Source organism: Bariatricus sp. TF06-38A (genome assembly GCF_027690675.1).
Taxonomy (GTDB): domain Bacteria; phylum Bacillota; class Clostridia; order Lachnospirales; family Lachnospiraceae; genus Allocoprococcus; species Allocoprococcus comes.
In genome coordinates this window covers 21,172-33,474 of record NZ_JAQFCE010000034.1, presented here as the reverse complement: position 1 = coordinate 33,474, position 12,303 = coordinate 21,172, and the positions used below count along the sequence as shown (strand labels likewise).

Here is a 12,303-nt window from a genome sequence, read left to right as displayed (position 1 = left end):
GGGGAAAAGCCCGAGGTGGAAACGCCAGAGGCTTACCTATCGCTATTGCCATTGCCAGATGACTACTGCAGCCTTCTTAGTACCATGCGTTCCAGGAATATTTCCTGTACCATTTTTATCCAAAACCTTGCCCAGATTAAGGCTTTGTTTGAGAAAACCTGGGAAACCATACCAGGTAATTGCGATTCCCTGGTATATCTTGGTGGGAATGAACAGTCTACGCATAAGTATATCAGTGAGTCCCTGGGAAAAGGAACCATTGATAAAAAAAGCAGTGGGGAAACCAAAGGCCGGCAGGGGAGCAGTTCCCGGAATTATGATGTGCTGGGGCGTGAGCTTTTGACACCGGACGAAACCCGAAAGCTGGATAACTCAGAGTGTATTTTGTTAATCAGGGGTTGTGATCCTATTATTGATAAGAAATACAATACTTTTGCACACTCCAGATTTTCGGAAACAGAAGATGGCGGGGCTGCGCCTTATATCCATGACAGAATGGCTGCCCAAAAACAGTCGGTACAGATTTTAAGTGAAGAATCCCTGGATTATTATAAGAAGAAAAAGGAACAGGGAGAAGATGTTCAGATTGTGGAACTGTCTTTTGATGAAATTTTTTCTTATGAGCCTATTCCTAAGAAGATTTTTTCGGAGGAAGAGCTGAAAGAGAACCAGAGGAAGAGAACGGTAGAGGAGGTGAGGCCGCCGAAGAAAACGGAAAAACCGGTACAGACAGAGGAAGAAAAACTTTCTGAATTATTGGAAAGCCATGTTTATAATGGGGAACAGTTGGGGGAAATCATGCTTGCTATTGGTGCTGGAATTTCGTATGATAAAATCCTTCAAATGGCAGATATAAAAAACAGTGCTGAAAAGATGAAGGAAATCCGTAAAAAATTTACAAAAGAAACAGCCTCGGATTAAAGAAGGCAGATTTTTGGAAACCTGTAGTTTTTGCATTACGCAGGGCAGGTTTTCAAAAATCTGTCTTTTTGCGTAATGCGGTATCAATCACATGAAAAGGAGTAAAAAGATATGAAAATCAAAGAGGTTATCAGAAAGAAACAGAACCGCTTGAAAAAATCTCTACTGGGAGTCCTGGCAGTAAGCGCTGCCACTGTTTCCCTGTTCCCCCAGACGGTCATGGCTTCCGGGGTAAGTGACGTGACACAGCCGCTTATGAACTTAAAAACATTGGTAATCAGTATTATCGGTGCGGTGGGTGTGATTATCCTGGCAAAAAACGTGATGGAATTTGCACAGGCTTACCAGCAGCAGGACAGCTCTTCTATGAACAGTGCCATTAAAGGAATTGTTGCAGGGCTTATTATGGCAGCCATTTCCTCCGTTCTTACTTTCCTGGGAATTAGCTAAAACCATTCTTCTTTTTGAGATAAGCAGATAAGAAGAGAGGTGAAGTGATGTTTAATTTAGGAGAGGCGATCCTTGCACTTTTGGAAATCGTGTTTGGATTTTGGAATAACCAGGTCAGCCTCGTATTTGAACTTTTAGGACAGTCCCCTACCGGGTTCAAAGGAGGCGGGCCCTGGGGGATCATTGAAGGGATTGAACCCCTTTTTGTTGGGATAGGCTCTGCCCTGGTAGTCCTTTTTTTCGTCATTGGGTTTTGTGCAGAGTCGGTAGATATCCGGGAAGAAATCCGGTTTGAAGCAATCCTCCGTATGTTTATCCGGGTTGCCATTGCACAGTGGCTGGTATCTTATAACATTACCATTATGAAAGCCCTGTTTACTTCCTGTGGAAACCTGGTGGGGCATTTGGGGCAAAACCAGAGTGTGGAGTTATCCATTGACCCGGCGCAGGCAGAAGTGATCAAAGATTTGGGATTTGGAACCAGTATCGTGTTCCTGATACTTGCTGTTTTCCTGTCTTTAATCGTTATTATCTGTGGTTTCTTCCTGCTGTACAATGTTTATTTCCGCTTTTTGAAAATTATGGTAATTGTACCTTTTGGGGCGATTGCCAGCAGTACCCTGGCTGGAAACCGGGGGCTTAGCAATACCTTTGTAGCCTATATGAAATATTTTATCAGTGTCGTTTTTGAGGCAGTCACAATGGCGCTGGCAATTCTTTTGTGTAACCAGTTTATTTCCTCCGGACTTCCGACCTTTACCGGAGATTATGAGGACTGGGCCAAAACCCTGATTTATTTGGGGGAAATGACCTTTACGGTTGCGCTGACGGTAGGCACTGTAAAAGGAGCGCAGAACCTGACTTCCAGGGCACTGGGATTGTAGGAGGAAAGGATTGTGCAGGAAAAAGGGATACAGATGACACTATTTGAATATTTTCAGGACGCAGAATGCTTCAGCCTTAAAGAAGCAGTGGCTTGTGTAGAACAGGTAAAAGAGGTAAAAGAACCCAGTATCCGGGCAAGAATTTATGAGGGAATAGAAAAGGGGCTTTTTTCCAGGATAGCCAAAGGAGTCTATACGGTTACCAAAGAACAGGACGGAGAAGAGGTAACTTGTATGCTGGTTCAGGGAAATGGCAGGGATTTGAGCTTTTTAAAAGATAACAGTATAGATGCCATTATTACAGACCATGCTTATGACCTGAAAAAAAGCCTGAAAGGGGGAAACCGGGATTTTGCCGCCTATGAATGTTTTCAATATACGCAGGAAGACTTTGATGAAAAATACCGGGTGTTGAAAAAAGGGTGTTTTCTGGTAGAGTTCATGCCGGAAGAAAATGGGGAAAATTATGAATACCTCTATCAGATGAAAAAAATGGCGAAAGAAGCAGGACTTGAATATTATGCAAAAGTCGCCTGGAAAAAAGGAAATTTCGTTGCCAATACGGGAAGAAAATCTAAAAATACGGAAGAGATTGCATTTTTTACGAAAGAAAAAGCCAGGAATTTACGCCCAGATGCGAAAAAGGATAAGGCGGAGCCAGGAATATCCCACTATATGTCAGGCGCCAGGGGAATGCTTCCAACGGTCTTTGACATTGAACCGCCAGGGAAAAACTCCCGTATTCATCAGGCAGAAAAACCAGTGCAACTTTTGCAGCAGATCCTTGGATTTGTAACAGAAGAAAAGGAGTGGGTACTGGATCAGTTTGCAGGTTCGTTTTCCCTGGGGGAAGCAGCACTTTTAAATGAACGGAATGCAATCTGCATTGAAATTAATGAAGAATATTTTGAAAAGGGAAAAGAAAGGCTTCTGTCTGCAAAGAGCAGGAGCCGGTAAGAAGGGAGGATATGTAAATGGAACAGGAAGAAAAACTCAGCCTGGATTTTGGCAATGGGGAGATCTATGAGGTCTGGCTGGAAGTTGCAACTTATCCGGCTGATAAAAACATCAAAGTTTGTGTGTTTACGGAAAAAGAGGAAGAGATATGGAAACTTTTTGAATTGACCACAGATATGGGAATTCCGCTGGAAAAGAACCAGACCTTTTTGCTCCCAGGCTATGATCTGGAGCAGATCGTAGAATTTATCAAAAAAAACGGGCTTGGACAGTTAAAAGAAGAAATTTGCTGTTCTGGTTGTATGGAATATCCACTGTTTGAATTTCAGGAAGAAACTTTAAAGAAATTGGACCCGGAGGGATATGCAGCCTATGAGCAGGCATACCAGGAACGGGGAGAAGTAAAAAATCCAGAATTTCAAAAGGAAATCAAAACAGCAGATTTTCAATGGGCGTATGAAACCGAAGAACTGGCATTGCGGGTAGATTATTACGCAATGAACCAGAACCTTTATGTGGAACTGTATAGTAAGGAAGATGGGGCGTGGGAACCGTTTTCAGATTTGACCGTAAACCTTCCCGGATATTGCCTGGAACCTGGAACTGCCTGTATCAGCGGTGATTTTAGTAAGGAAAATATCCAATTTATTCAGGAGCATGGACTGGGAACTTTGCTTCCCTGGAAGGCACAATCCGGTATGGGGCAGTACGCGGTGGTGAAATTTCATCTGGAGGAGCTGCGTAAGTTTGACCAGGCTGGGGTTGCCGCCTTTTGCAATCAACATGGATTACAGAAAACCATGCAGGAAGAGCAAAGACAGAGCAGATAAAAAACAGATACAGGAGGTTATGTATGGAGATTGAATTAAGTGAGGACCTACAGCATTATAAAGAATCCCTGGTTCTAGGACTTACAGCAAAACAGTTTTTGTTTTCGGCATTGGCATTGGGCGTAGGAACTGGGATTGTCCTGCTTTTGTATGAAAAAATCGGGATTACTTTGAGCTGTTATGTGGCAACCCCTTTTGTTGTACCTCTGGCACTGACTGGGTTTTATAACTATCATGGGCTGACATTCTGGCAGTTTGCAGGGAAGATGATTTATTTTTCCTTTTTTAACCGCCCTTTGGTGTATGGCTCTACGGAATCGGTGCAGGAACTGAAACAGATTTATATGGAAACCCGTCAGGAAGAAGAACGGGAAGTACAGCAAAGGAAAAAGGAACAGAAAAAAGAGAAGAAAGGTGGTGATGTCAACGTGGTGAAAAAGAAGGCAATCCGTATGGGAATTGTAACGGTAGTGATGATTGTACTTGGTGCGGCAGCAGCGGTGTGGTATAAGATGTACCGTTGACCAGAATATTCAATCAAGGCGTGAAATAGCGCCTGCTCTCCATTTCAGGAGAGGGATACACAGACATGTAGCGGCAGATGGAAGCTGCTGTGTTTGTGGTCCCATCTGCCTGAAAGGAGGAAATTAGAGATTGTCAATTTTTTCAGATAAGTTTGACCAGTTAAAAAAAGCAGATAAAGCAGTAAAATCCCCGAAATATCTTCAGGAAGTCATGGGGATTGGGAGAATTGCAGAAAATGGCATTTTTGAAGTAGGGAAGGGGATATATTCCAGGACATACCGTTTTTTGGATATTAACTATGTAACCGCAGGTGCAGAAGAACAGATGCGGATTTTAAAGCAGTATTGTAAGACGGTAAATGCCATTGATATATATTTTCTTATTACCATTTTTAATCGGAATAAAAATATGCAGGATTTCCGGGAGCATGTACTTTTCCAGGAAAAAGGAGATGGTTTTAACTGGCTGCGTGGAAGTTATAATCAGATTATTGAAAAGCGCATTGTAGATGGAAGGCAGGGGATTGAGCAGGAAAAACTGCTGACTGTATGTGTAGAACGGAAATCCTACGAACAGGCAAAAGCATTTTTTGCCACTTTTGAAGCTACCTTAAAACAGAACTTTGGAGAACTTGGTTCCTGCATTGAAGAATTAAATGCAGAAGAGCGGCTGCGGGTACTTTTCAATTTTTACCGTATAGGGGAAGAAGAACAATTCTCCTTTGATTTCAGACAGGCGTTAAAAAAGGGCGGTGATCCTAAAAATGATATTTCACCAGGGTATATGCAGTTTTACCCAGGTTATTTTGAAACGGAACGGAAAAAATGCAGGGCATTATTCATTAAAAAATATCCGTCTTCTTTATCGGATACCTTTTTAAATGAGATTACCAGTCTTCCGGTTCATAGCATCACTACAATCTGCATTGTACCAGTACCAAAAGAACTGGCAAATAAGGTTCTTCAGAAGAAATATCTGGGCATTGAAAATGATATTTTAAAGCAGCAGAGAGTCCGTAATAAAAATAACGACTTTTCCAGTGACATTTCTCATATCAAGAAAGTCCAGAAGGAGAAGATTGTAAATCTTATGGACGACGTGCGGGAAAATGACCAGAACCTGTTTTATACAGGGGTTAATTTCTTGATCATGGCAGAGGACAAGAAGGAGTTAGACAGTGTAACCGAAACCATTAAAAATATCGGCAATGGACGCATGTGCCAGATTGAAACCCACTATTATCAGCAGAGGGAAGCTATGAATACCATACTTCCAGTGGGAAACCGGCAGATCAGCACAATGCGGACCATGCTCACCAGGGATATTGCAGCCCTTCTTCCCTTTAATGTACAGGAATTAAACGAAAAGTCCGGCGTCTGCTATGGCATTAACCAGGTTTCTCATAACCTTTGCATTGGAAACCGGAAAAAACTGGCAAATGGAAATGGAATGGTATTCGGTGTCCCCGGCTCCGGAAAATCCTATTTCAGTAAGTCGGAAATGCTGCAGGTGTTCTTAGGAACAGATGATGATATTATCTGTATCGATCCGACACTGGAATATTTTGATATTGCAGAAGCCCTGGGAAACCAGGCGGCAATCATTAACCTGTCTACCTATACAAAGAATTACATCAATCCTTTGGAGATGGATGTCTGGGCGCTGGATTTAAACGATTCCCAGGGATATATCCGAGATAAAGGGGAATTTATGCTGGGGCTGTGTGAACAATGTTACGGGGATAATCTAAACAGCCGCCATAAATCCATTATAGACCGTTGTGTACGAAAGCTGTATATCGACATTGCAAAGGCAAGGGAAAAGCATATCCCTACCATGTCAGAATTTTATGAGTTATTGTTGGAGCAGCCAGAAGAAGAGGCAAAGGACATTGCTTTATCGTTGGAGCTGTTTGTAAATGGCTCTTTAAATATTTTCAATAACCATACCAATGTGAATGTACAGGCAAGGTTCATTGTCTATGGTACCAGGGACCTGGGGAAAGAGCTGGGAGCCATTTCCACTCTGGTCATGCTGGAAAATATCAGTGCCAGGATTGCAGAAAACGCAAAGAAAGGAAGGGCAACCTGGCTTTATATAGATGAGTTCCATACGGTTCTTGACCGGGAGTATAGTGCGAAATTTTTGTTCAGCCTCTGGAAAAAAGTGAGGAAGCAAGGGGGACTATGCACAGGAATCACCCAAAATTTGGTTGATATGCTGCAGAACTATACAGCCATGACCATGCTGGGGAACAGTGAGTTTATTGCCCTGTTAAAGCAGTCCAATGTAGACAGTCAGGAATTATCCACTGCAGCAGGAATTCCAGAAGCACAATTAAAATATGTAGATAATTCTCCTTCCGGTACGGGGATCATTAAGTATGGAAATACCTGTATTCCATTTGATAACCGTATGGAAAAAGAAGCCAATCCGCTGTATGCGCTTTTCAATACCAACCTTCACGAAAAGGCGTTGCAGACAAAGCAGGAGTAATGTAATCTGAAAGGAACTTTTTCTTTTATCTGTAAAGGAAAAGGTATGACAGACGAGAAAAAATTAGGCAACAGCAAAAATTATAAGTCGGTAAAGTAGAAAAAGGATAGGACAAAAAGAGTGCAGTTCTTTTATCAGGCACTCTTTTTGTATATCATGGGAAAGGTGGCAGAATGGCTGAAACATATCAAATAGAAATGAATTTAGAACAGTTGGAAAGACTTTTAAAAAATCTGCCGGAGGGAATTATGCTGGAGATTTGTTTTGGAAAGGAAGAACATGGAGAAGACACATAAAATAGATGTGGTAAGTATACGCCTGGTGGAAGAACCTCCTCTATACAGTAGTAAAGAATTAAAAAATCCCTGTGATGTGGCAGAACTCTTTCAGGATTTTTTAAAAGATTGTGACCGGGAAATGTTCTGTATTTTAAACCTTCGGACAAAAAACCAGGTTATTAATGTCAACGTAGTAGGTATGGGAACGTTAAATAGTGTACTGGTTCACCCAAGAGAAGTATTCAAATCTGCGATTTTATCCAATGCCAGCAGTATCATTTTGGCACATAACCACCCTTCCGGTGATCCAGAACCAAGCAGGCATGATATAGAAGTGACAAAGCGATTGGCAGAAGCCGGCAATCTTATGGGGATTGAGGTGTTGGATCATATCGTGGTGGCTGAGAACCGGTATTTTAGTTTCAGGGAAGAAAACATACTGCCAGAATACTTTCAAATGGAAGAAGTAGCAGCAGAGCAATCTCTTCCTTATGTAAAGAGTGAGAAAGAGAAGGTACATTAATTATTGCAACAGTGAAATACATTGACTGGTTTTGACAGAACATGTATAATAAAATAAGAAACAGAAAATAAAAGTAGCTAAATAGACAAATATCGTCAAAGTGTAAACATAAAATTCTTGACGAACAGGTTGTATTATGCTATAATCCCAAATCTTGAAGGAGTATACATGGCAAAGAAAAAAGTTTATGCTGTAAAAAAGGGTAAGCAAACCGGTTTGTTTTATTCATGGAATGAGTGTAAAGAGTCGGTAAGTGGATATCCGGGAGCAGAGTATAAAGGTTTTGAAACAGAAGAGGAAGCGAAAAACTATTTAGAGAATAGGATACAAGAAATTAAAAAAGTAGATATAGAAGAGAACACAACAAACCAGTTAGTTGTATATGTAGATGGTAGTTTTGATGAGAAAATAGGAAAATATGCTTTTGGGTGTATTATTCTTACACCAAGAGGAGAAACTATTAGAGAATCAGGAAATGGAAATGAACCGGACTCTTTAGCAATTAGAAATGTTGCTGGTGAAATGCTTGGTGCTATGTATGCAGTACAATGGGCAATTAAGAATGGTTATCATAACTTAGAACTTCGTTATGATTATGAAGGAATTGAAAAGTGGGCTCAAGGAGAATGGAAGGCAAAGAATACACTTACTCAGAAATATGCAAATTTTATGAAGAGTAAATCAGATATTCTAAAAATTTCTTATCAAAAGGTAAAAGCTCATTCTGGAGATCATTATAATGAAGAAGCAGATAAATTAGCCAAAGCTGCTTTAACAGAAGGTAATGGGATTCCTAAAGTTAAAAGAGGCGATTTTTGGTTTACAGTTGAGGGAATTTCAGATGAAGATTTGTCAACAGTTATAGCACTTGCTGTTGATGAAATTGGAAAAGACAATCTAATTATAGATGAAAAAAAGATTGCTCATGGAAAAGCAGTTTCTTTAAAATGTAACAAAAGTAAAGATAGAGTAGTTGTGACACATTATCAAAAGCATAATAAAGTAGTAATGCAAGGAAGACCAGAAGTGTTATTTTCTACTATTATTGGATATATTACTGAATTAATAGAAGTAGAAGAAATTCCTAAAATTTTTAATGACACATATAATCTTAACATAGATAAAGACGAGGTTCGCTCTGAATTTCAGTTTTATATGCCAAATGCTTATGATAAGCTACCGTCTAAGAAAATGGAAAGATCTCTTCATCAGGCTGTGTATAATTTAAAGGTCACAGATGATATGTTTGATGGAACATATTTGGCTCAGCCGGCAATTCGTGTTGTAGAAGCACAATTAAAAATAGCATTAATAGAATGTGGTATTATACCAAATGCGCAGTACATCAAAGAAAATCATTTTGATATGTTTGATAAAATAGGTGTAAAATATAAGCTGAAACCAGAGAGATATGGAAATGCAAAGCCTGAGCAGGTAAAGTATATTGGAAATATTTATACGTTTTATAACAGCAATCGCCATCCAATAGAACATTGGGATGACCCTACAGCACCAATTGATACTACAAAGATGCTGGATATAAAAGGTGCTCATGATTTGATTAAAAGAGCATTGGCGATTATTGATGAATATTATGAAGTGATTTAGAAATTAGGAGAAAGGAGTAAGTTAGATGAATAACTTTGATATGATTGTGATAAGTGAAGAAAAAGAAAATATTCTTGTGGTTATGAAGACTAGCGAGCCTCCTTTTGATTACCTTGCAGAGATTGAGGCTTCGCTAAGGGAAAAACACTATATCGGTGTAGTAATGATTGATGAATTGCTACATAGTGGGAATACGGAAGAACGGTTTATTCAGGGATACTTTGATGGTGCCCGGTTTGACAGTGGGCAATTTGCCTTTGAGCTTGTTCCGAAAAAGAGCAAATTAAGGGAACCTGTTTGTTTTTACTTGCATCAAGACAGGGAAAGCCTTGAATATTCTATTTTAACGACCAGACAGCAGAAGCTGATTGAGCATGGCTGTATCATTTAAAAAGAAAATAAGAAGTAACACAAAGAGCATTATCGCTAAAAACGGTAGTGCTTTTTTTGTGCATAAAAAGGAGGTATTGCTACGTGGAAAAAGGTGAGATGGGCGAGAATGCCACCGGACGTTTGACAACGTATTATGTGGCAGAATGTATGGAATTTAACCGCTATGGAGAATACAGGGAGGATATCCACAGTGCAGAAGAGGCAGTAAAGATCTATCAGAGTATTCCTTCTGAAAGGTTGAATGCAGGAAAAGGAATTGGGCTTCATGTGGAGGAAGAAGATGGTATTCCATTGGAATTTTCCCTGGTTTATAACGGGGAGTTGGATGTGGATCTTTTGAGAGATATCTATGATCAAAACCAATACCCAGAGGTTTTTATAGCTGCCAGGGAACTGAGTGCTTATCTTCCGGAAACAAAAGTCATTGATACCAAAGGGTTTTTAACAGAGAAAACCTTGGAGGCTACTGTTTTTGCAGATGAAATGATTAAACTGGAAAAAAATCTTGACCCTGATTTTTACCATACCTTTTATCCGAAAGAAGCAGAACATAAGGAAGCTATTATATGGAAAGCCTTATGTCAAGACGGAAAAGAGGAATACAGCAGGTGGCTGGGAAGCAAGATATTTGAGCAGAAATCAGAGTTGAAAGAACAGGCAGACAAGCTAAAGACAACACTGGAACAGGTAAAACTTATTCCGCCGGTGGACTTGAAACCCTTTGTGTATGTGCGGATCAGTGAACACCCGGACATTCCATTGGAAGAAGCCATGCCATTAAATCAAGCGGTAGAATTGTTCGGAAAGCTGGATCGGCAGGCAGTGGAAGAGAAAGATATGGCAGGTTATTACAAAACACATTTTGAAATCTGTTTTCTCTCAGAGGGGGAAGTCATGTCTTATACCGGGCGCCAGGATTTTGGTGACGGGGAAGGAAATCTGCTGGATCATGTAAAAGCATTTGCAGATTATTATCTCCATACAGAAGAAGGGCAGCAGCTTATGAAACAGACCGCCAGGACAACAGAAGAATGGGAACATGAACAACAGCAAATGAGATGGGTACTGGAGGAGATGCTTCCTACCCTTCAGTATTTCTGCAACCTGGAAAAACTGGAAACAGCGGTTCTGGAAGAACAGGAAATAGAAAAGAAAGTCCCTTTACTGACGCAGGGGGACGCATCACGAAAAGCATATCAGGAAGCCATGCTTGCCTATATCCGGGAAAGCAGGATTGCATTAAATACAGGGAAGGAGCTGCCTTGTATGCCGGATATCCGGGATTTTGCAACTGCCTGTCCGGATAAATCATACAAAGAACAGGTTATGGAAGAGATACGACAGGAAGCAGAGTCATACGGTATGACCGTAGAAGCGTATGCAGCAAATGGATATGAGCCGCCAAAAAGGGGCGGCAGATAAAATTAGGAAAGGAGGCGGAGTTTTGGCCATGTAAAAGATATCTTCCCTCCTGAAAAAAATTGGATTTAGAAAAAACAGCAATAGAACGTATCCGCACTGCCAGCCAGATGTCCCTGCAACATTATGGGCTTCCTTTGGTAGTGACGGACAGTGGAGGAAAAGACAGCGCCGTATGCAGGGAACTGGTACGGCGTTCCGGCGTGCCAGTTGAACTGATGCACAACCTGACTACTGCAGATGCCCCACAGACTATTTATTATGTGAGGGAACAGTTTCAGAAGGCAGAACAGGCCGGTATAACTTGTAGTATCAATAAACCTTACTATAAAGGGCAGCGGATAACTATGTGGAGCCTGATCCCCATGAAAATGATCCCTCCTACCAGGACTATCCGGTATTGTTGTGAGGTTCTAAAAGAAAATGGTGGGGCTGGGCGTTTTATCACCACAGGTGTCCGGTGGGCAGAAAGCCGAAAGCGGAGGAAAAACAGGGGGATTTATGAAAACTTTGTCCCAAATGGAAAAAAACGTGCCATTATTTTAAATAATGATAATGATGATACCAGGCGACTCTTTGAATCATGCCTGTCAAGGGGCAAACACGTATGCAATCCCATTGTTGACTGGAGTGACCAGCAGGTCTGGGAGTATATCCAGGCAGAGAAAATACCCATGAACCCTCTTTACGAAATGGGATTTCACTGGGTTGGCTGTGTAGGCTGTCCTATGGCAGGAAAACAAAGATACCGGGAGTTCCGCATCTTCCCGACCTATGAGAGGGCTTACCGGCGGGCTTTTGCTAAAATGCTGGAGTTAAGGAAAGCTGCAGGAAGGCAGTGCAATTCCCGCTTATGGTCAGATGTAGATGCTTTTTTCCGTTGGTGGATGGAGGATCCTGGTATCCCCGGACAGTATGAATTGTCCTTTCATGAAGATACCAATGAGATTTATTATGACTATTTGTAGTGGAAGGGAGGAGGAATTATCGCAAAATATCAATTATCTTTTGGACTGCAG

The 12,303-nt window shown here is 41.0% G+C and carries 13 protein-coding genes; all 13 read left to right on the top strand.

Going from position 1 to position 12,303, the window contains the following annotated elements; genetic code table 11:
• Positions 1–921, top strand: a 921-nt coding sequence (locus PG418_RS17490; protein WP_498837789.1) for a type IV secretory system conjugative DNA transfer family protein, incomplete at its 5' end; no start/stop codon positions are given.
• A 111-nt stretch (positions 922–1,032) separates the two neighbouring features.
• Positions 1,033–1,371, top strand: a complete 339-nt coding sequence (locus PG418_RS17485) for a hypothetical protein (protein WP_021651237.1) — start codon at positions 1,033–1,035, stop codon at positions 1,369–1,371.
• 47 nt (positions 1,372–1,418) lie between these two features.
• On the top strand, positions 1,419–2,255 hold the full coding sequence (locus tag PG418_RS17480) for a VirB6/TrbL-like conjugal transfer protein, CD1112 family (RefSeq protein ID WP_025577460.1): 837 nt from the start codon (positions 1,419–1,421) through the stop codon (positions 2,253–2,255).
• Positions 2,256–2,267: 12 nt separating this feature from the next.
• Positions 2,268–3,212: a DNA methyltransferase gene (locus tag PG418_RS17475; RefSeq protein WP_270636249.1), complete on the top strand. Its 945-nt coding sequence runs from the start codon at positions 2,268–2,270 to the stop codon at positions 3,210–3,212.
• 17 nt (positions 3,213–3,229) lie between these two features.
• On the top strand, positions 3,230–4,042 hold the full coding sequence (locus tag PG418_RS17470; protein ID WP_270636250.1) for a DUF4313 domain-containing protein: 813 nt from the start codon (positions 3,230–3,232) through the stop codon (positions 4,040–4,042).
• A gap of 23 nt (positions 4,043–4,065) precedes the next feature.
• A complete protein-coding gene (locus PG418_RS17465) occupies positions 4,066–4,566 on the top strand; it encodes a PrgI family protein (protein WP_055056111.1) in 501 nt (166 codons plus the stop codon).
• 130 nt (positions 4,567–4,696) lie between these two features.
• Positions 4,697–7,063 (top strand): VirB4-like conjugal transfer ATPase, CD1110 family, encoded by a 2,367-nt coding sequence (locus PG418_RS17460; protein ID WP_055173279.1) that lies wholly within the window; start codon positions 4,697–4,699, stop codon positions 7,061–7,063.
• Between the two features lie 173 nt (positions 7,064–7,236).
• On the top strand, positions 7,237–7,359 hold the full coding sequence (locus tag PG418_RS17455; RefSeq protein WP_255610470.1) for a hypothetical protein: 123 nt from the start codon (positions 7,237–7,239) through the stop codon (positions 7,357–7,359).
• On the top strand, positions 7,343–7,864 hold the full coding sequence (locus PG418_RS17450; RefSeq protein WP_055173282.1) for a JAB domain-containing protein: 522 nt from the start codon (positions 7,343–7,345) through the stop codon (positions 7,862–7,864). Before PG418_RS17455 ends, PG418_RS17450 begins: the two co-directional genes overlap by 17 nt.
• 168 nt (positions 7,865–8,032) lie before the next feature.
• The gene (locus PG418_RS17445) at positions 8,033–9,472 is read left to right on the top strand and encodes a ribonuclease H1 domain-containing protein (RefSeq protein WP_021650937.1); all 1,440 of its coding nucleotides are present in this window, start codon (positions 8,033–8,035) and stop codon (positions 9,470–9,472) included.
• 25 nt (positions 9,473–9,497) lie between these two features.
• Positions 9,498–9,863 carry a type II toxin-antitoxin system RnlB family antitoxin gene (locus tag PG418_RS17440; protein ID WP_021650936.1) on the top strand — a complete coding sequence of 122 codons (366 nt, stop codon included), beginning with the start codon at positions 9,498–9,500 and terminating at the stop codon, positions 9,861–9,863.
• Between the two features lie 83 nt (positions 9,864–9,946).
• Complete coding sequence (locus PG418_RS17435) at positions 9,947–11,287, top strand: LPD25 domain-containing protein (protein ID WP_270636252.1); 1,341 nt, start codon at positions 9,947–9,949, stop codon at positions 11,285–11,287.
• Between the two features lie 107 nt (positions 11,288–11,394).
• Positions 11,395–12,252: a phosphoadenosine phosphosulfate reductase domain-containing protein gene (locus PG418_RS17430; protein ID WP_270636260.1), complete on the top strand. Its 858-nt coding sequence runs from the start codon at positions 11,395–11,397 to the stop codon at positions 12,250–12,252.
• The last annotated feature ends 51 nt before the right edge of the window (positions 12,253–12,303 follow it).